Genomic DNA, 18,273 nt, shown 5'->3' with positions numbered 1-18,273 from the left:
AGTGTAGGGAAATTGTCCATTATATTTTCACAACCACATTTTCTCCCCCGACAATTTCACGAAGTGCTCCTAAACATTCTTCACTTGGATGAATCGATAAACTTCGAGATAATTGTACCATTTTATGTTCCTTTTCATAATAAATTAGTACTTTCGCAAAACCTGAATAGTCAAACAATATTTTAGTAACCTGATTCAAAAGCTTTTTCTCATACTGAGACGGCAATTTCACGTAAACAGACGCATCTTTCTTTTCCTCATACACATCCATTTCTTCTAACGGATATAGTCCATTTACAATCCATTGCAACTTATGATTTCTAAGCTCAATCATACCGTCAACTAAAACAATTGCTCCTTCTTGTAACTTATCTGAGAAATGTATATACGTTTCGGGGAAAAGAACTGCTTCCATTTCATCATTTTGATCACAAAATGTAATAAACGCCATCTTTTGCAACTTTTTCGTACGAATCACTCTCACGCTTGTTATATATACAATAGCTCTTTGTACTTTTTTCTTATGTCGCATCGCCTGAGCGAGAGATGGAATTTCTAATTCTTTCGCTAACTTCACATACTGCGCTGTCGGATAGCTTGATAAATAAAAACCTAGTGCTTCCTTTTCTTTATTTAACTGTTCAATAAAAGAGAGCTCTTCTCCTTGCACATATTTTGATTTTGGAACTGCATCTCCTAAATCACGTGCAAGATTTGCGTACTCTAACGCTCCTTTAAGGCTTTTCCATAAATTTGTTCTCGAAACACCAAAATCATCAAAACATCCAGACCAGACGAAAGCCTCTAAATTTCGCTCTGTTACAAACTTCGATGGCATGCGAAGACAAAATTCAAATAAATCTTCAAACATTTTTTTCTCTCGTTCTTCGAGTAGTGCTGTCACTGTAGCCATTCCGATATTTCGAATGGAAAGTAAGCTGTAACGTATCGCATTGCCTTCTATTTGGAAATTGTAACCACTTCTTTGAAGAGACGGCGGCAAAACGTGAAAACCTTTACGCTTCGTTTCTCGTATATACTGCACAATCTTATCTTCATTTCCAATTGCACTTGATAGTAGTGCCGTCATAAATTCCAGCGTATAATTCGCTTTTAAGTAGGCAAGCTGATACCCAATCATACTGTAGGCTACAGCATGACTTCGGTTAAAACCGTAATTCGCAAATCTTACAATCAAATCATAAATTTTCTCCGCAGATGTCTCATCATAACCATTTTGTAAACAACCTTGCACAAAATGCTTACGTTCCTGATCTAAAATATCACGATTTTTTTTACTCACCGCACGGCGTAATAAGTCTGCTTCTCCGAGCGAGAATCCCGCTAGCTTCGACGCAATTTGCATAATTTGTTCTTGGTATACAATTACACCGTATGTTCTTTCTAAAATCGGCTTTAAATCCGGATGTAAATATTCAATTTGTCTTTTTCCGTGCTTTGATTCAATAAAGGTCGGAATTTGTTCCATCGGTCCTGGTCTATATAACGAGTTAACAGCGACAATATCTTCAAATTCATTCGGTTTTAACCCGCGAAGTACATTTCGCATACCACCTGATTCAAGCTGGAATACACCTGTTGTATCCCCTCTACCTAACAATTGGAATGTCTTTTCATCTTGAAGTGGTAAATTTCTTATATCGATTTCTTTCCCTGTTTTTTGCACGATAAACTTTATAATATTTTCAAGTAACGTTAAATTACGTAAGCCTAAAAAGTCCATCTTGAGCAATCCAAGTTCTTCTAATGCATCAGCTGGGTATTGTGTAACATACACATCGTTATGTCCTTCTTGAATTGCAACACTTCCGGTTAACGGCTCTTGGCTCATAATAACACCGGCCGCATGAATAGACGTATGACGTGGTAAGCCTTCTACACGTTTTGCAATTTCAAATACACGCTCATGCAGAAGATTCCCTTGTATAAACTCACGGAGTGAATGCGATTCCTCATATGCATCTTTTAACGTTATACCAAGCTTTGATGGGATAAGTTTTGAGAATATGTCAATATCTCGCGGCGGAAGCCCCATTACACGCGCAATATCTCTAATTGCCGCTTTCGCTGCAAGCGTCCCGAACGTTACAATTTGCGCAACACGAAGCTGACCATATTTATCTTTCACATATCGAATCATCTCATCACGTCTTATATCCGGAAAATCGATATCAATATCTGGAAGTGTCACACGTTCTGGGTTTAAAAATCTTTCAAATAATAGATCGTATTCAATTGGATCTATATCTGTAATTTCTAATACATAAGAAACGAGTGAGCCAGCTGCCGATCCACGGCCTGGTCCTGTTAAAATATGATTTTCATGCGCATACTTCATAAAATCCCATACGATGAGGAAATAATCACTAAATCCCATACTAGAAATTACGTTTAATTCATGATTCAAACGCTTTATATGTACTTCTTTCGGCGTACCATAACGTTTCTGCAACCCTTCTTCACAAACGCGGCGTAAATACATATCATTCGTCTCGTTAGATGGAACAGGGAATTTCGGTAATTGATTTACATGAAACGGTATTTCTACTCTGCAACGTTCTGCAATTTCTACTGTGTTATAAATCGCTTCTTCTACGTGAGAAAATAGAGCTTCCATTTCATCTGATGATTTTAAATAATATTGATCTGTTTTCAGCCTCGGTCTATCTGGATCTGTCATTTTCGTTCCACTTTCAACAGATAATAAACATTCATGAACAAGTGCGTCACTTTGATTAATGTAGCGTATATCGTTTGTTGCAACGACTGGAACATTTATCCTAATCATAAATTCAGGTAATTTCTCTTGCAGAAGCAGTTCATCTTGAATCGCATGATGCTGCAAACTCATATAAAAATTGCCGAACATATTTTGATATGCGCGAGCTACTTCTTCAGCCTGATTTTCTTTGTCTTCTAATAATAATTGTTCAATTTCCCCATCTTTACCTGGTGAAATTGCAATTAAACCTTTCGCATAATGCGCAAGCCACTTTTTCGGAATACCTTCTTTTGACTTCGTCATAATACTACTAGAAATCTTTAATAAATTTTGATAACCTATTTCATTTTCAGCGAGTAAGACAAGCGGATAAGACTTTTCTTCTTCTTCACTAAAGATAGAAGCTGTTAAGCCGATAATAGGCTGTATACCATGTTTCTTACATGCTTTATAAAACGGAATAACGCCATACATAACATTTTCATCCGTAATTGCCAACGATGAGTAGCCGAGCTCTTTCGCCCTGACTACAAGCTCATCAATTTTACAAGCACTTTTTAATAAACTAAAAACGGTTTGACATTGTAAATGCACAAACTTCACTGTTGTACCCTCTCTTTACCTATTTGACTACTTTTATTATAGGTGAAGAGGAAAGCGGAAATCAAAACATACTTCTTATACTTTGTCCATATATATGAAGAAGAAAGGGGAATGACGATGGATGTAAGAGAACATACTTTTTTCTCTCTGCTTATTATTAGTTATTTTATTGCCTTTGGGGTTATACTTGGCGGTTCATTAATTGGTGGATTTGGTGCATTTCTTATCGGAAAACCAACTCTAACTTACATTAATCAATTCGCCCAAAATTTAAGGATTTGGGCACTCGTTGCAGCGATTGGCGGAACATTTGATACCTTTTATAGCTTTGAAAGAAGTTTCTTTGGCGGGGATATGAAAGATATCGTAAAACAAATTCTCCTTATTTTTTTCGCAACGGGTGGTATGCAAACCGGTCTTATTATTATTAAATGGCTAACGCAGGAACATGTATGAGAGTACCAAGTGCCAATACAGCAAAAAGATGGTATTTAGTTTTAGCTGGCGCTGCTGTTGGAGGCGTGTTGAGCTGGTTTATTTTTTTGTACATATACGGTGTTTTTCAAGAAGAACAAGCTAGTAAAATAGCAGAACAAAGAGAAATTATAGAAAAACAAGAAGCAAAGCTCCACGTCCTTCTCGAAGATCAAGAAAAATTGAATACTGAAAATAAACGGCTCTTAACCATTCAAGAGATTAAAATAAAACTTATAAATCGAGAAAAATACGATTTAGACAATCTTACACTCGAAAATATGACTACATCTATCCATAATGACCTCCAGCATCTTTTAACGAAAAACATACAAAGTATCGCAAAAAATAAAGACCTACTCAAAAAGGTAATCGAAAACAAGACGTACAAACATTACGATCGGCTATACCGTTTTAAAGTCGATACAATATCTTTTGATACCGTGCTTGAAATTAGCATTACGATAGAGAAAGAAAAATAAAGAAGGAGGGCTTTAGCGCCACTCCTTCTTTTCGTTCTAACATATAATTTCTTATTTACAAATCTCACGTAAATCAGCAAATAGACGATCCGCTTCTTCCCAAGAAGATGCTTTTGCACCTGAAGCCATCGGATGTCCTCCGCCGTTATATTGCATTGCTAATTTATTTATAACTGGTCCTTTTGAACGAAGGCGAACACGAATCACATCGTCTTCCTCTAAAAATAGAACCCATGCCTTTAATCCATCAATATTACCAAGTGCTCCAACAACGCCGGATGCCTCAGAAGGAAGTACATCAAATTCTTCTAATACTTCTTTCGTTAATTTAATGTAAGCTGCTCCTTCTTCTACCATCGTAAAATTCTGTAAAATATAACCGTTTAAACGAGCAATCTTTTCTTTCGTCTTATACATTTCATTGTATAAATCTGTGAATTTCACACCCATATCAACAAGCTCACTTACGTAACGAAGTGTTTTTGCTGTTGTATTCGGGAATAAGAAACGTCCTGTATCTCCAACAATTCCTGCTAAGATAAGGCGAGCAGCTTCTTTTGTTATCTGTAATCCTTTATCTTTTCCATAACTGTAAAACTCATAAATCATTTCACTTGTAGAACTTGCTGTCGTATCTACCCACGTAATATCTCCATATGGATCTTCATTTGGATGATGATCAATTTTGATTAACATCTTCCCTTTTGTATAGCGTTGATCGTCAACACGTTCTTGATTCGCAGTATCACAAACGATAACAAGTGCATTTTCATATACACTATCTTCAATATCATCCATTACTCGTAAGTATGCTAGTGACGGTTCATTGTACCCAACCGTATAAATATTTTTCTCTGGAAACGATTCTTGTAGAATTGTACTAAGACCGCCCTGTGAACCTAGTGCATCTGGATCTGGACGTACGTGACGATGAATAATAATCGTATCAAACTCTTTAATTGCTCCTAAAATTTGCTCATGCATATGTATAATCTCCTTTTTATTCAACTTCTTCACTTTATTCCGCATTAACGTGCAGTAAAAGCCCAATTTGTGCGGGCTAATCATTAGCGCGCGGAAACACCCTCACACTAATTAAAGTTTCACTTTATCCTTCATTATAACGGAAAGTATTTCATACATGCGAACAATTGCTTTATAATAAAAGTTAGAAAGTTTAGATATTTCTTTTTTCTCCACTATTATTTTTCACAAAGCGATGGGAGTGTGTATTATGCCAGTATTAGTCTTCTGTATTATCGTCTCATTTATGTTGTATCTCTTCTACAAAACAAAATACTTTCGTACAAGCCGCCCAATGGAGAAAGGTTGGCTCTCCGGAAAATCTGCAATGGCACTCGGTTCATTCGTCTTATTCTTCGGGATAAATCAATTCTTTTTAGAACTTTCAACCGCTCGTATTATCGTTGGTGTCTTATTTGTTCTATTTGGTAGTGCAAGTGTATTTAATGGATTTCGCCAATATAAACATTTCTTACCATTAGCAGTTAAAGAAGCAGAAGGCTATGAAGCAACGTAAAAAAGCATCAACATTGTGATGCTTTTTTACGTCCTCTAACTTTCAAAATCATATATGCAACAAAAGCAGAAGGTATATTAAACGGGTTGCCTTGTACGTGAAAATGTAATTGTTCTTCTTCAAAAGACATTTTTTCATATAGTTCTCGCTGAGATAAACCTGTTTTTTTCTTTTTTTCATGTAATCCTTGTAAGTATAAATATTGAAGCGGTATCATCACAAGAAAGTAAAATAGTGCGATACTACCAAAAAAGAGCACTTCTGATGACATAATGCGTACCACCTTTCGAAAATCCATTTTCTTACAATTTAATTATAACATAGTCTAGGATCTAATTAAATTAATATTCTGTTTTTTAATCAGACAATTGTCTCACCACACAATTCTTCTTCAACATACTGAATATATCGCCGAATAAAACTTCCGGGATTCTTTTTAATCGGTTCAATATCAAGTCTTAATGGTATTTTTCCGGCCATATAAAAGATTCTTGAAGCGGTCCCAAGTCGAATGGCTGCTTCCGAAATATTTTCCCCATATCCCATCATGAAGTTCCCCCACACTTCTTCTAACTGTCCCGAAGCAATTAAATGCAATCTTGGAACACCAATATCAAACTCTTTATACCCAAATCCACACTCATCAAAATCGAGTAAATACCAATCCTCTTCATCTACAAGAACATTGCCAAAATGCATATCGCCATGAACAAATTGTTTTTCTCCTAGTTGAGTTGAATTTGTAAGTTCTTGTATTCTTTCTGCAATTCTCAAGCATTTATTTTTTTCCGCATAAGATAAAAACGAAGTATGTAATAAACGTTGTAAAGGCTCGTGAATTGTCTTTTTCTCGCTATATATAGGCCTTTCATAACCTCTCCAAGTTTGCGGCATTCTTTTGAGCACTCCATTTGTTTTTTCATGAAACATTCGCATTAATGATCCAAGCTTTTCATAATCTTTATCCTTTGGTTCTAAAATTTCACTTCCGCTTATAAACCTAAAGACAACAAAATACTGGATACTTCCCACATCTTTCTTAACAGATGTGACCCAACCACCACTTTTATTTACAACTACTTCTGGCACTAACATTTGTTTTTGTATCGCTATTAACCAGTGTATTTCAGCCTCTATTTGCTCGGCTGTATAACGTCCTCCTCTATACTGCCTAACTACAAATTTATTTTTTTCCGATTCGAATATATATGTCTGATTTTCTCCTCCATGCAATAATGAAACTTTCATAAGACTATTTAAATTATATTGCTTACATAACCATTTTTTAGTGTGAAAATCCATTCCTATCCCCCTAGTTCGTATAGTGAAGTATAGTAATAATTAATAGCTTAAACTTTCTTATCGACTAATCACCAATTTTCTATCCGTACCGATACATATCCTGCTATTTTTTTACTTCTCTCCCAAAACTCTGACCGAACTTAAGTAATAGCTTCAAAATCCAATAAAACAAAATAAAATTAAGGAAAAAACCTAATGGATGAAACGAAAATTCCCATCCGCCATAAGAAACAAATGTTTCAGCTGGTATACCAAAGTAAAGAAAATCGCTCTTATTTTCTCCAATTGTAGGGATAAAGGAACAAATAATAACGAAAATCAAACTTATTACATACAATTTCTTTTTATTTAAATCCATTATTCTATGAGTTATCACATGAACAGTAATTACAAGTATTAAACCTAAAAAGAAAAATATTACTCCCATTCGACACCTCTACAATTATTGTTCAAGCACCTTCAAATGATTGCACGCTTCTATTTATAAATATGAAACAGAACGTAATTTAACTTTTTCTTTTGCAATTCAAAACATAGTAGATTCAGTTGATAACTAAATTTTAAAACGCCCTACTGTATCTTCTAAAAAAAATGGAACAAACCAAAGTGGCTTGCTCCATCTTTTTATTTATCGATCAATTGCACCATAAGTAATGCCTTCCCAACAACATTACCTTCATGATGTACTTCTACATCAACCTTACCAAATTTACGTCCAATTTCTAATACTTTCGGATGAACGGATACAACATTGTCAATTTGAACTGGTTTTACGAAATAAATTGTTAAGTTCTCAACAATTAAATCGCTCTTCTTTTGCGCACGAATAACGCGATTCGTTGCTTCCGTCACAATTGTTGCGAATACACCGTAAGATAACGTTCCGATTGAATTCGTCATTTGCGGCGTCACTGAAAATTGATATAGATGCTCATTTTTCGCTTCTTTCGGCGTCATAAATTGATTCGTTACAATATCATCGATTGTTTCGCCGACTTGCGGTTGACGCTGAATCATTTGCAACGCCTGAAGTACATCTTGACGGCTAATAATACCTTGCAACTTATTTCCTTCATCAACAACAGGAAGTAACTCAATACCTTCCCACACCATCATACGTGCCGCAGCTGCGACAGACATTTTTCCATTTACCGTAATTGGATGCTTTGTCATTACTTTATCAATTGGTGTTTCTTTTGCAACACCAATCATATCCTTAGAAGTCACAATACCTAATACCTTTTTATTTTCATCAACAATTGGATACCTTCCATGCATCGTCTCTTCGTTATATGCATGCCATTGCTGCACTGTATCATTTGGTTTTAAATATAACGTTTCTTCAATAGGTGTTAAAATATCTTCAACGAGTACAATTTCTTTCTTAATCAGCTGATCGTAAATCGCACGGTTAATTAACGTTGCCACTGTAAATGTATCGTAACTACTTGAAATAATCGGCAGTTTTAATTCATCTGCTAATTTCTTCACATGATCTTCCGTATCAAATCCGCCCGTAATTAACACCGCAGCTCCAGTTTCTAACGCTAATTGATGTGCGTTCGTACGATTACCGACAATAAGTAAGTTTCCAGCTTCTGTATAGCGCATCATCGCTTCTAATTTCATTGCCCCGATTACGAATTTATTTAACGTTTTATGTAGTCCTTCTCTGCCTCCAAGTACTTGACCATCGACAATGTTAACGACTTCTGCATATGTCAGCTTTTCAATATTTTCTTTCTTCTTTTGTTCAATTCGAATTGTTCCGACACGTTCAATCGTACTAACATACCCTTTATTTTCTGCATCTTTAATTGCACGATAAGCTGTACCTTCACTTACACTCAAATCTTTTGCAATTTGCCTTACAGAAATTTTATGCCCTACTGGCAGGCTATTAATATGTTCTAAAATTTGGTTATGCTTGGTAGCCAAATGGTTTCACCATACTTTCTTTTCCCTAAATTCTTCATGTGTTGTATTTTCAGTATACTATATTTTCAAAACTGTTACACTCTCTCTTTATATATCTGTACTATTTTTTTTATAACAAAATACGCCTTACATTACACCACTTCTTCCATTACAACAATGTAATGGTATTGTCATCTCGTTCGATAGTTTGTCCAGCCACTTCCATATACAATGAAGACAAGAAATGAAACAAAGGAGCGGATACATGATGAAAAAATTATTAGAAGTTGTAGGTGCTGTATTTTTAGCTTTCGTAGACGGAAAAAAAGTTGCAATGGAATTGAATGAAACACCTGAACAGCCACTTCCAAAAAGAAAAGAATCATCAAAACAATTACAACCTTTAAAAGCTGTCCTACACACATAAAAAACCCTTCACTTGTCTTTTCAAATGAAGGGTTTCTTTTTTATAGTGTAATACTTTTTCCAGCTTCTAATACTTTCCCTGTACAATTTTGTAGCTTTTCTACAAATTGATATGGATCTTGTTCAATTACTGGGAACGTATTGTAATGCATCGGTACAACAGTTTTCGCCTGAACCCATTTTGCTGCTAAAACAGCATCTTCTGGTCCCATTGTGAAATTATCACCAATTGGTAAAAATGCTACATCAATGTTATGTAGTTCCCCAATTAATTTCATATCAGAGAATAGAGCTGTATCACCTGCATGATATACAGTTTTCTCTTCTGCTGTAAACAAAATACCCGCTGGCATACCTGTATATGTAATCGTCTTATTTTCTTCATCAATATAACTAGAGCCGTGGAATGCTTGTGTAAACTTCACTTTTCCGAAGTCAAATTCATGTGAACCACCGATATGCATCGGATGTGTTTTTACACCTTGCCAACTTAAAAATGTCGCTAGTTCAAATGGCGCCACTACAACTGCATTATTTTTCTTCGCAAGCTCTACTGTATCTCCAACATGATCACCATGACCGTGCGATAAAAGAATCGCATCTACTTTTACATCATCAGCCTTTAAATCTGTTTTCGGATTTCCCGTTAAAAATGGATCAATTAAAATCACTTTTCCATTCGTTTCAATCTTTACAACTGAATGTCCATGATAAGATACTTTCATTATTACATTCCTCCCCTATTCACATTCTCACTTTTTATTCTACATGATTTTTCAATTCCCTGTGTTTTCTAATATCTATTTACTTGTCATAACGCTTTCTTCCGAGTTAAAGTTATATTTGTAATTAAATATCTCGGGGGTGCCAATCGATGAATGCTAGATTAGAAAATTTAATGCAATGGCTAAAAGAAAAAAACGTAGAAGCTGCGTTCTTAACTTCTACACCAAACGTCTTCTACATGACAAACTTCCACTGTGAACCACACGAAAGACTTCTTGGTATGTTTGTATTCCAAGAAAAAGAACCTATTTTAATTTGCCCTAAAATGGAAGAAGGCCAAGCACGCAATGCTGGCTGGGCACATGAAATTATCGGATTTACTGATACTGACAGACCATGGGATATGATTGCAAAAGCAATTAAAGACCGCGGCATCAATGCAAACGCAGTTGCAATTGAAAAAGAACATTTAAACGTAGAGCGCTACGAAGAATTAACAAAATTATTCCCAAATGCAGCTTTCAAATCAGCTGAGGAAAAAGTTCGTGAACTTCGTTTAATTAAAGATGAAAAAGAACTTTCTATTTTACGCGAAGCAGCTAAAATGGCAGACTATGCTGTTGAAGTTGGTGTAAATGCAATTAAAGAAGATCGTAGCGAACTAGAAGTATTAGCAATTATTGAACACGAATTAAAAACAAAAGGCATACATAAAATGTCATTTGATACGATGGTACTAGCAGGTGCAAATTCTGCTCTTCCACACGGTATTCCAGGTGCAAACAAAATGAAACGCGGTGATTTCGTACTATTTGATTTAGGCGTAATCATTGACGGTTACTGCTCTGACATTACACGTACAGTAGCATTCGGCGACCTTTCTGAAGAACAAACTCACATTTACAACACTGTACTTGCTGGACAATTACAAGCAGTTGAAGCATGTAAACCAGGTGTTACACTTGGCGCAATCGACAACGCTGCTCGTTCTGTTATCGCAGATGCGGGTTATGGAGATTTCTTCCCACATCGCCTTGGTCACGGACTTGGAATTAGCGTACACGAATATCCAGATGTAAAAGCTGGCAACGAGTCTCCATTAAAAGAAGGTATGGTCTTCACAATCGAGCCAGGTATTTACGTACCAAACGTAGGTGGCGTTCGTATTGAAGATGATATTTATATCACAAAAGACGGATCAGAAATTTTAACGAAGTTCCCGAAAGAATTACAATTTGTGAAATAAGAAAAAGGCAGCGTGAATGCTGCCTTTTTTATTTCTCTACTATTTCAAATTTCTCCACAATCATTTTTGCTGGATAACTTTCAAGTATGTGAGAAGACCGTACTTTTACTTTATCCCCTGTTTTTAATTGATTATATGTGTCTTTACCCTTAAAGCTCAAAACCGTATGTGACGGATGTTCTTTATTCATTTGTTGTTCTATATAATGTTGCAATTCTACTTTTGTGTTAAACGTTTTATCATCGACAAAAAATACCGTGTCATTTCTTAATATGATATACCCTTCTTTAGGTACTTCTTTTACCACTACTTGCTCTACTGATTTTGTAGTACACGCTGCTAATATGATTAGAACTACACCTAAAAACATGAACATAGAAAATTTCATATGCCTATCCATCCGCAACTCCTTACCCTACACTATTTCTGCTTTAACACCATCTTCTCTTCATACTTATCATCCCATTTCATCACAATCTCTATTGGTTCATCTTTAGAGATAGGCGCGCAACTTACACAAGAAGACTTTATTTCAATCTTTGCTCCTTTATGATTTTCTGACGTTTGTGTCATTGTGCTAAAGGCTCCATTAATAGCAATCTCTAAATTCTTAAATTCTGTATTCCCATCTCCACCCTTATACTGAAATGTAAACACTCCATCTTCACTGTCATCCTTTATATTGTCCCGTCCAACTTTTGCTCTCGCTAGAAAAAGTAAAATACCAAATCGAGCAGCTTCCTAAAAAGAAAATACTAATGAAAAAGAATAATGCTCTCTTCATCATGCCCCTCCATTCAAATGCACTTATTTATTGTCTATTTCTTCCTCTTATTATACTATTAAAATACAGAATTTTCTAAAATAGGAGGTTTATATGTTACAACAACAGTTAGAAAAAATTCGTAATAATAATTACATACTGGATAACAAAGTTAACATTGATTCTTTAAGTTCCAATATGCTTGAAAATATCGGTGATACTGATAGCTATTTAAGAGACAAACTTATCTACACTACTTTTTATCATCTCATCAAAAAGGAATACATTTCACACATACACTTACAGAAATTATTATTAGAAAGCATCGGTGAAAAATATTTATTGTATAAGATTCATTCGGATAACGAAGATGCGGTATTTACCCGTGCATTTACAACATTATTTATTGCACTTATTATTGATGCCGATACGAATCATAATTTCTTATCACAGAATGATATTTTAACTGTAAAAGATCAATTAATTCTATATATGAACAATGAGCATGATTTCCGCGGATATGTGCAAGACCACGGCTGGGCACATAGTATCGCTCATGCTTCCGATACATTTGAAGCGCTTGTTCGTAGTCCTAAACTAGAAACTTTACATTACGAAGAAATATTACAAACTTTATTAAACAAAGTCTGTGTCCATTCTATTTACTACAAATATGAAGAAGACGAGCGTCTCGTTTATCCGATTGTCGCAATGCTACAAAATGACTTAAAGGAAGAAGCACTCATATTAGCCCTTCGTGATTTAGTAGCTCAATTACCCGTTCAAAAACAAACATTACATATTGAATCATACGAGTTTCTATACGGAAATATAAAATCTTTCTTACGCAGCTTATTTTTCAGACTGCGCAAGCTTTCTATATGTGAAGAAACCGAATGTGAAATTGAAAAATTGCTACAAGAGCTTCCAAAATATTATTAAAAAAAGAAGGCCACTTAAAAAGTGCCTTCTTCTATTTCACTAATATTTAATTGAAATTTCACGATCCAAACTGAGAAAAGGTGGACAAGAAGCGCAAACGCCATACATGCTCCGCTTAAAAAAGTTAGTATAGGATGCGAATACACGTGCCCTAATCCATAAGATATCGCCACGAAAAACATTGTTATGTAAATATAAATTGCTCCATGTATTTGCCTCATATGAACCTCCTTTTCCCATATTATAACATAAATTTTCTGATTATTCACATTAATAGACTGTAATTAATATTTCTCAACTGTTACACCTCTAACAGCTGCTTTAATATATGGCGCTCCTTGTAAACTTTGTAAATCCTCTGTTTTTCCTGTTACGACTACACCATATATCGCTAATTCTTTTGCTTCGAAGTTTTTCATCTCATTATAGTTTTCCCTAAAATATTTTTGATATCCCCCTTTATTTTCACTTAAAAATATCTAAATACAACTTTCCTTTAAATTTGTTTCAAAATAAAAAGCACATCTATTTTGATGCGCTCTTTACATATACTTTAGTAACATATGAATCATTTTTTTGAAACAAAAACTCCCACGCCTCTCTCCATAATATCGTTATGACTTAGTTGTCATAATAATTGAACGTGGGTAAAACCCTTGCTTTTCATAAAACGATACAGCTTCATTTCCGTACACTACTGTTAATTCAATTTCATCTATCTTCTTTTCTTTAAACCATTCTACTGCACTATTCATTAACTTCAAACCAAATCCTTTTCTGCGGTATTTTTCATCCACAAATAAAACTTCAATCTTTCCGCTTACACTTTTACTATACGCTATACAAAATCCTAATATATCGTCTGTTTCTGATTCAACTAATAATTCAATTCTATATTCCCCATACTGTGAATTTTTTTTATACTCTTCAATACGTTCCACAAATGTCATTCTTGGATAATCACCAGAAAAATATTTTGATTTATTATTATGATATTCATGCAATTTATTTAAGGGTTCTCTTATTATCTCTATTTCATCGAGAGTGATATATGTATTACTAATTCTCATCCTACAGCATCTCCAATAATATATATTTCAGTAAAAAAGAAAACAGTTTTTGTTTCAAAATATTAATCTATTATTTCATCGCGTCCTTCACAACATCTTGAATCATAACAACTTCTGTTTTCATATCAACAGACGGTGCTTCTTCATCAATACATTCATACCAAAACGCTAAGTGCTTTTTATCAATTTCATGATGAGAATTTTCGACAAGAGCCCCGCCTTCTCCTTGCACAGAATACCAATATAAGTACTCTTCTCCATCTCTTATTTCCCGGAAAATTGTCTCTACGTACATTTTCTCGTCGTTTAATGTCAAAAGCACTTCTTTCATATTGTCATTCAGAAGCTGCATCCATTCATCTACTCGCTGACTTTTACCCGGTTTCACTTTAAATCTCGTTAGTTCTACATTCATTTTTATTCCCCCGTTTTCTTACGTACAAACAATCTATATTCTATTGGATTATGAAAACTTAATTTACTAGCTAATTTTTGCGAGGGAATATTGTCTACATAACAATCCCAGCACGGTGTAATATCATTTTGCATGCAATGTTCAATGAACCGTGTTGCGGTAGCTTGGGCTAATCCTTTCCCTTGATATGCTTTATGCGTTGCAATATCAATTTCAGCAAATCCATTCCCGCTAAATATCGAAACACATTCAGCTACAATTATCCCATCTTGTTCTATACAAAATCCGAAACCATCATTCAAAAACGCTTCAATTGACCCCCAATATTCTTTATAATATTCCTCTGTAAATTCATTGCTTCTTTCTATATCTCTTCTATCAATACGCTTCACTTCATATGTATTTTTGTTACAATCTCGTTCTTTCTCTTCAAAAGTTGCCCTTTGAAATTTCATTCGTGGAATCTTTCGAAGCACATTGCTAAAATGCTCTTCAATCACCATTTCCCACTCTTTACTAGAAGTGAACAATGTAAATCGTTTTTCTGTTTTTTCAATGGCTGTTTTTATATACAAAAATAAATCTTCGTTATAACTTTCATCTTGCGTATTACCAAATAAATAATAAATGCCGTTAGCTGTAATAATTAGTCCTGCTGTTAACTCCTCGTTTGCAAAAACCTCACCATCTATCATTTGATCACATACCGCATAAGCAAACGTCGTCGTTTTTGTATGACTTTCTAAAATCGGAAGGATTTTTCTATACTCGTCTACAGATAATTTTTTCATAATTGCTCCACTTTAATCGTATCCGCCTCTATATTTTCAAAACAAAGATTTACCGTTCTCTTTAATGCTCTCGTTCTATGAATCGTACATGCCGGAATTAAAATAGAATCATTTGGCTTTAATACCGCTGTTTCTCCATCTTCAAAGTCGATAAGTAATTCTCCCTCTAACACAATAAATAATTCATCCGAATTAGAATGATAGTGCCAATCATATTCACCAGTAAATACAGCGATTCGTAAGCAATGACTATTTACATTTGAAACGACGAAGTTTTTATGTTGATCTTGAATGTCCTTTGTTAATTCTATTAAGTTCACAGTTTCCATCTTTCGTCTCATCCTTTCATTAGTCGTTCTTCTGAAAAACTCACTTAGTCGCCACCACCTCCGCAATCTCCTCCACCATCACTTGAGCTGCTACAATCATTGCTACTATAGTCACCAAATCCACTTGATGAGCTTGAAGCGTATGAAGATTTTTTACTCATTTTTCTTTGCTTATCTTTCTTACTTTCATGACTAGGCCATACTGTATCAAATAATATAAAGAATAAGACTAATTCTATTGCAACAAGGAGAAATTCTAAAATACTCTCAATAATATTAGGAGTTATCTCAAAACTGTAAAACACTCCAAATGAATACATACACAAAATTACATACAGAGCCATACAAATATACCGAAATGTTTTTTCTATCATAAGGACTACTTTTTTTGAAATGGGTATGTTCTGTTCCTGTTTTTTCTTTATATATTTTTGTCTTTTAGCTTGCTTTTGCTTCCTCTTTTTGCTCCCCATCCAATTCCCTCTTTCGACTTCTATTTTTCATTTAATTCCAAATTATCACAAAAAATAACATTATAACAAGCTATATTTCACGTAAAGTTTTGTTTACTTTTTGTAAAGTTTCATTTACTTATTACCTAAAAATGGATATAATAAATGTAACAAATTTACAAAAAGGAGACTTTGTATATTTGATTAAAAATAAGGTGAAACAATTCCGCGTCGTTAGAGACATCACCCAAGAACAATTAGCTTCCTCTGTTCAAATCACTAGACAATCCCTCATCGCTATCGAAAAAAACAAATACAACCCAAGTTTAGAATTAGCATTGAAATTATGTGAGTTTTTCAACTGTAAAGTAGAAGATTTATTTCAATTAGATAAAACTGGGGAGGAAAAAGAATGAAAAATACTTTTAATCAAAAGTTCATTTCACATCTTACCATTTTGTTGTTAGGTTCAACTTTTCTTTATTTCAATAGTAACGATGAAGAAAAAATTAGTTCTGTCCTTCTATTCGTTGGCGTATTCATACTCTTAGACTTGATACTACTCGTAGTGAAACGAATATTCTTTAAGAAAAAAAAGAGCGATCCCGAAAAATATCCATTACCTGAGATGGATGAAAGAATCGAGAAGATGAGTTTAAAACTTATGGCACAAATTTTCGGTCTTTCTCATTTAATTGGCTCTGCGATACTATTTATTTTATATCTCACTGACAAAAATTCGATGATACGAGTTGAGTATGCGCTGTATTACTTGTTTGGCATTCTTTTCTTTACAATGATGTTCGGATTAAAGATTGTAAAGAAACTAGACAATTAATCTAAATAAAAAGCCCCTCCTTTCGTAAGGAGGGGCTTACATGTATTTCTATTATGATAAAGCAGGAGCTTTTTCAAGTAGCTCTTTTGCATCAGCGTATTGTAAGCCGTGAGCTTCTGCAACCGCTTCGAATGTTACATAGCCATCTAATGTATTAATACCTTTTAATAATGCAGTGTTGCCTAGGCAAGCATCTTTATAGCCTTTGTTCGCAATTTGTACTGCATATGGTACTGTTACGTTTGTTAATGCAAGAGTTGATGTACGTGGAACTGCACCTGGCATATTAGCAACTGCATAATGAACAACGCCATGTTTTTCGTAAGTTGGGTTATCATGAGTTGTAATACGATCAGTTGTTTCGAAAATACCACCTTGGTCAATCGCGATATCTACAACGACAGAACCTGGTTCCATTGATTGAATCATTTCTTCTGTTACAAGTTTTGGCGCTTTTGCACCTGGAATTAATACTGCACCAATAACAAGGTCAGATTCTTTTACAGCTTCTGCAATGTTGTATGGATTAGACATTAACGTTTTTACTTGGTTACCGAAAATATCATCTAGTTGACGAAGACGTTCTGCACTTAAGTCGATGATTGTTACATCTGCACCTAAACCTACTGCAATCTTCGCTGCGTTTGTACCAGCTTGACCACCGCCGATAATTGTTACTTTGCCGCGTTTTACCCCTGGAACGCCTGCAAGTAAAATACCTTTACCACCTTTGTTTTTCTCAAGGAATTGTGCACCGATTTGTGCAGACATACGACCAGCTACTTCACTCATAGGTGCAAGTAATGGCAGTGAACGATTGTCTAATTGTACTGTTTCGTATGCAATTGATACAACTTTGTTATCAATTAATGCTTTCGTTAATTCTGGTTCTGGAGCTAAGTGTAAGTATGTGAATAAAATTAAACCTTCACGGAAATAGCTGTATTCACTTGCTACTGGCTCTTTTACCTTCATAACCATATCTTGATTCCATGCTTCTTCAGCAGTTTCAACAAGTTTCGCACCAGCTTGTACGTATTCTTCATCCGTAAAGCCCGATCCTAAACCTGCTCCTTTTTGAACAAAAACTTCATGACCATTTTGTACTAAATGTACTGCTCCCGCTGGCGTCATTGCCACGCGGTTTTCATTGTTTTTAATTTCTGTTGGAATACCGATACGCATTATTAGTTCCCCCTTGAGTTATGAAATGA

23 protein-coding genes and 2 pseudogenes are annotated in these 18,273 nt (G+C 34.8%); 8 read left to right on the top strand and 17 right to left on the bottom strand.

Going from position 1 to position 18,273, the window contains the following annotated elements; translation table 11 throughout:
- Positions 1-19: 19 nt before the first annotated feature.
- Entirely contained in the window at positions 20-3,346 is a 3,327-nt protein-coding gene (gene dnaE / locus DN390_RS03760; RefSeq protein WP_147806640.1) for a DNA polymerase III subunit alpha, read from the bottom strand.
- Between the two features lie 42 nt (positions 3,347-3,388).
- Between dnaE and DN390_RS03755 the strand changes: the two genes are divergently transcribed.
- Positions 3,389-3,802 carry a YtrH family sporulation protein gene (locus tag DN390_RS03755; protein WP_002003648.1) on the top strand — a complete coding sequence of 138 codons (414 nt, stop codon included), beginning with the start codon at positions 3,389-3,391 and terminating at the stop codon, positions 3,800-3,802.
- A complete protein-coding gene (ytrI, locus tag DN390_RS03750) occupies positions 3,799-4,302 on the top strand; it encodes a sporulation membrane protein YtrI (RefSeq protein ID WP_001265736.1) in 504 nt (167 codons plus the stop codon). Before DN390_RS03755 ends, ytrI begins: the two co-directional genes overlap by 4 nt.
- Before the next feature lie 51 nt (positions 4,303-4,353).
- Here ytrI and DN390_RS03745 read toward each other — a convergent pair whose 3' ends face one another.
- Entirely contained in the window at positions 4,354-5,286 is a 933-nt protein-coding gene (locus tag DN390_RS03745; protein WP_097952000.1) for a DHH family phosphoesterase, read from the bottom strand.
- Between the two features lie 250 nt (positions 5,287-5,536).
- Between DN390_RS03745 and DN390_RS03735 the strand changes: the two genes are divergently transcribed.
- Complete coding sequence (locus tag DN390_RS03735) at positions 5,537-5,842, top strand: YtpI family protein (RefSeq protein WP_063224716.1); 306 nt, start codon at positions 5,537-5,539, stop codon at positions 5,840-5,842.
- Positions 5,843-5,849: 7 nt separating this feature from the next.
- On the opposite strand, the gene DN390_RS03730 is transcribed toward DN390_RS03735, so the two are convergent.
- The 4 genes from DN390_RS03730 to DN390_RS03715 all read right to left on the bottom strand — a co-directional run bounded on the left by DN390_RS03730 (position 5,850) and on the right by DN390_RS03715 (position 9,082).
- Positions 5,850-6,113, bottom strand: coding sequence for a DUF3949 domain-containing protein (locus DN390_RS03730; protein WP_097951999.1), 264 nt, complete (start codon positions 6,111-6,113; stop codon positions 5,850-5,852).
- Positions 6,114-6,202: 89 nt separating this feature from the next.
- A complete protein-coding gene (locus tag DN390_RS03725) occupies positions 6,203-7,144 on the bottom strand; it encodes a phosphotransferase enzyme family protein (RefSeq protein WP_147806639.1) in 942 nt (313 codons plus the stop codon).
- A gap of 103 nt (positions 7,145-7,247) precedes the next feature.
- The gene (locus DN390_RS03720; protein WP_147806638.1) at positions 7,248-7,571 is read right to left on the bottom strand and encodes a hypothetical protein; all 324 of its coding nucleotides are present in this window, start codon (positions 7,569-7,571) and stop codon (positions 7,248-7,250) included.
- 197 nt (positions 7,572-7,768) lie between these two features.
- Entirely contained in the window at positions 7,769-9,082 is a 1,314-nt protein-coding gene (locus tag DN390_RS03715) for a CBS domain-containing protein (RefSeq protein WP_060632509.1), read from the bottom strand.
- Between the two features lie 244 nt (positions 9,083-9,326).
- Here DN390_RS03715 and DN390_RS30550 point away from each other — a divergent pair, with 244 nt between their 5' ends.
- Positions 9,327-9,488: a hypothetical protein gene (locus tag DN390_RS30550; RefSeq protein WP_179955735.1), complete on the top strand. Its 162-nt coding sequence runs from the start codon at positions 9,327-9,329 to the stop codon at positions 9,486-9,488.
- A gap of 40 nt (positions 9,489-9,528) precedes the next feature.
- Here DN390_RS30550 and DN390_RS03710 read toward each other — a convergent pair whose 3' ends face one another.
- Complete coding sequence (locus DN390_RS03710; protein WP_147806637.1) at positions 9,529-10,212, bottom strand: metal-dependent hydrolase; 684 nt, start codon at positions 10,210-10,212, stop codon at positions 9,529-9,531.
- Between the two features lie 149 nt (positions 10,213-10,361).
- Between DN390_RS03710 and pepQ the strand changes: the two genes are divergently transcribed.
- The gene (pepQ, locus tag DN390_RS03705; protein WP_147806636.1) at positions 10,362-11,459 is read left to right on the top strand and encodes a Xaa-Pro dipeptidase; all 1,098 of its coding nucleotides are present in this window, start codon (positions 10,362-10,364) and stop codon (positions 11,457-11,459) included.
- 28 nt (positions 11,460-11,487) lie between these two features.
- Here the strand turns inward: pepQ and DN390_RS03700 are convergent, their stop codons facing one another.
- Together DN390_RS03700 and DN390_RS03695 are read right to left on the bottom strand one after the other, a co-directional pair.
- Positions 11,488-11,859 carry a DUF3221 domain-containing protein gene (locus DN390_RS03700; RefSeq protein WP_147806635.1) on the bottom strand — a complete coding sequence of 124 codons (372 nt, stop codon included), beginning with the start codon at positions 11,857-11,859 and terminating at the stop codon, positions 11,488-11,490.
- Positions 11,860-11,879: 20 nt separating this feature from the next.
- Positions 11,880-12,243: pseudogene (locus DN390_RS03695) on the bottom strand (hypothetical protein).
- A gap of 93 nt (positions 12,244-12,336) precedes the next feature.
- Here DN390_RS03695 and DN390_RS03690 point away from each other — a divergent pair.
- Positions 12,337-13,164 carry a DUF2785 domain-containing protein gene (locus tag DN390_RS03690; RefSeq protein ID WP_147806634.1) on the top strand — a complete coding sequence of 276 codons (828 nt, stop codon included), beginning with the start codon at positions 12,337-12,339 and terminating at the stop codon, positions 13,162-13,164.
- Between the two features lie 14 nt (positions 13,165-13,178).
- Here DN390_RS03690 and DN390_RS03685 read toward each other — a convergent pair whose 3' ends face one another.
- The 7 genes and pseudogenes from DN390_RS03685 to DN390_RS03655 all read right to left on the bottom strand — a co-directional run bounded on the left by DN390_RS03685 (position 13,179) and on the right by DN390_RS03655 (position 16,242).
- A complete protein-coding gene (locus tag DN390_RS03685; RefSeq protein WP_001248905.1) occupies positions 13,179-13,385 on the bottom strand; it encodes a hypothetical protein in 207 nt (68 codons plus the stop codon).
- A gap of 63 nt (positions 13,386-13,448) precedes the next feature.
- Positions 13,449-13,637 (bottom strand): annotated as a pseudogene (locus DN390_RS03680) (anti sigma factor C-terminal domain-containing protein); the annotation flags it as partial.
- A 141-nt stretch (positions 13,638-13,778) separates the two neighbouring features.
- Positions 13,779-14,234 (bottom strand): GNAT family N-acetyltransferase, encoded by a 456-nt coding sequence (locus DN390_RS03675; RefSeq protein ID WP_147806633.1) that lies wholly within the window; start codon positions 14,232-14,234, stop codon positions 13,779-13,781.
- A 70-nt stretch (positions 14,235-14,304) separates the two neighbouring features.
- Positions 14,305-14,649, bottom strand: coding sequence for a DUF6176 family protein (locus DN390_RS03670; RefSeq protein WP_147806632.1), 345 nt, complete (start codon positions 14,647-14,649; stop codon positions 14,305-14,307).
- A 2-nt stretch (positions 14,650-14,651) separates the two neighbouring features.
- The gene (locus DN390_RS03665) at positions 14,652-15,440 is read right to left on the bottom strand and encodes a GNAT family N-acetyltransferase (RefSeq protein WP_147806631.1); all 789 of its coding nucleotides are present in this window, start codon (positions 15,438-15,440) and stop codon (positions 14,652-14,654) included.
- On the bottom strand, positions 15,437-15,769 hold the full coding sequence (locus tag DN390_RS03660) for a cupin domain-containing protein (RefSeq protein ID WP_000450941.1): 333 nt from the start codon (positions 15,767-15,769) through the stop codon (positions 15,437-15,439). The genes DN390_RS03665 and DN390_RS03660 overlap by 4 nt, the downstream gene beginning before the upstream one ends.
- A gap of 44 nt (positions 15,770-15,813) precedes the next feature.
- The gene (locus DN390_RS03655) at positions 15,814-16,242 is read right to left on the bottom strand and encodes a hypothetical protein (RefSeq protein ID WP_147806630.1); all 429 of its coding nucleotides are present in this window, start codon (positions 16,240-16,242) and stop codon (positions 15,814-15,816) included.
- A gap of 131 nt (positions 16,243-16,373) precedes the next feature.
- On the opposite strand from DN390_RS03655, the gene DN390_RS03650 reads away from it, so the two are divergent.
- Positions 16,374-16,637, top strand: coding sequence for a helix-turn-helix transcriptional regulator (locus tag DN390_RS03650; RefSeq protein ID WP_002003636.1), 264 nt, complete (start codon positions 16,374-16,376; stop codon positions 16,635-16,637).
- On the top strand, positions 16,634-17,059 hold the full coding sequence (locus DN390_RS03645) for a hypothetical protein (protein ID WP_147806629.1): 426 nt from the start codon (positions 16,634-16,636) through the stop codon (positions 17,057-17,059). The genes DN390_RS03650 and DN390_RS03645 overlap by 4 nt, the downstream gene beginning before the upstream one ends.
- 51 nt (positions 17,060-17,110) lie before the next feature.
- On the opposite strand, the gene ald is transcribed toward DN390_RS03645, so the two are convergent.
- Entirely contained in the window at positions 17,111-18,244 is a 1,134-nt protein-coding gene (gene ald / locus DN390_RS03640; protein WP_147806628.1) for an alanine dehydrogenase, read from the bottom strand.
- Positions 18,245-18,273: the final 29 nt, after the last annotated feature.

Origin of the sequence: Bacillus sp. SH7-1 (genome assembly GCF_008042405.1) — a bacterium.
GTDB classification, from domain to species: domain Bacteria; phylum Bacillota; class Bacilli; order Bacillales; family Bacillaceae_G; genus Bacillus_A; species Bacillus_A thuringiensis_N.
The sequence above is the reverse complement of the archived record's forward strand: the minus strand, read 5'-3'. Positions and strand labels throughout refer to the sequence as shown.

Bases quoted from the DNA above. Each gene is read 5' to 3' on its own strand.
- ytrI (WP_001265736.1), top strand. From the start codon at position 3,799: ATGAGAGTACCAAGTGCCAATACAGCAAAAAGATGGTATTTAGTTTTA.
- DN390_RS03745 (WP_097952000.1), bottom strand. From the start codon at position 5,286: ATGCATGAGCAAATTTTAGGAGCAATTAAAGAGTTTGATACGATTATT.
- DN390_RS03735 (WP_063224716.1), top strand. From the start codon at position 5,537: ATGCCAGTATTAGTCTTCTGTATTATCGTCTCATTTATGTTGTATCTC.
- DN390_RS03730 (WP_097951999.1), bottom strand. From the start codon at position 6,113: ATGTCATCAGAAGTGCTCTTTTTTGGTAGTATCGCACTATTTTACTTT.
- DN390_RS03725 (WP_147806639.1), bottom strand. From the start codon at position 7,144: ATGGATTTTCACACTAAAAAATGGTTATGTAAGCAATATAATTTAAAT.
- DN390_RS03720 (WP_147806638.1), bottom strand. From the start codon at position 7,571: ATGGGAGTAATATTTTTCTTTTTAGGTTTAATACTTGTAATTACTGTT.
- DN390_RS30550 (WP_179955735.1), top strand. From the start codon at position 9,327: ATGATGAAAAAATTATTAGAAGTTGTAGGTGCTGTATTTTTAGCTTTC.
- DN390_RS03710 (WP_147806637.1), bottom strand. From the start codon at position 10,212: ATGAAAGTATCTTATCATGGACATTCAGTTGTAAAGATTGAAACGAAT.
- pepQ (WP_147806636.1), top strand. From the start codon at position 10,362: ATGAATGCTAGATTAGAAAATTTAATGCAATGGCTAAAAGAAAAAAAC.
- DN390_RS03700 (WP_147806635.1), bottom strand. From the start codon at position 11,859: ATGGATAGGCATATGAAATTTTCTATGTTCATGTTTTTAGGTGTAGTT.
- DN390_RS03690 (WP_147806634.1), top strand. From the start codon at position 12,337: ATGTTACAACAACAGTTAGAAAAAATTCGTAATAATAATTACATACTG.
- DN390_RS03685 (WP_001248905.1), bottom strand. From the start codon at position 13,385: ATGAGGCAAATACATGGAGCAATTTATATTTACATAACAATGTTTTTC.
- DN390_RS03675 (WP_147806633.1), bottom strand. From the start codon at position 14,234: ATGAGAATTAGTAATACATATATCACTCTCGATGAAATAGAGATAATA.
- DN390_RS03670 (WP_147806632.1), bottom strand. From the start codon at position 14,649: ATGAATGTAGAACTAACGAGATTTAAAGTGAAACCGGGTAAAAGTCAG.
- DN390_RS03665 (WP_147806631.1), bottom strand. From the start codon at position 15,440: ATGAAAAAATTATCTGTAGACGAGTATAGAAAAATCCTTCCGATTTTA.
- DN390_RS03660 (WP_000450941.1), bottom strand. From the start codon at position 15,769: ATGGAAACTGTGAACTTAATAGAATTAACAAAGGACATTCAAGATCAA.
- DN390_RS03655 (WP_147806630.1), bottom strand. From the start codon at position 16,242: ATGGGGAGCAAAAAGAGGAAGCAAAAGCAAGCTAAAAGACAAAAATAT.
- DN390_RS03650 (WP_002003636.1), top strand. From the start codon at position 16,374: ATGGATATAATAAATGTAACAAATTTACAAAAAGGAGACTTTGTATAT.
- DN390_RS03645 (WP_147806629.1), top strand. From the start codon at position 16,634: ATGAAAAATACTTTTAATCAAAAGTTCATTTCACATCTTACCATTTTG.
- ald (WP_147806628.1), bottom strand. From the start codon at position 18,244: ATGCGTATCGGTATTCCAACAGAAATTAAAAACAATGAAAACCGCGTG.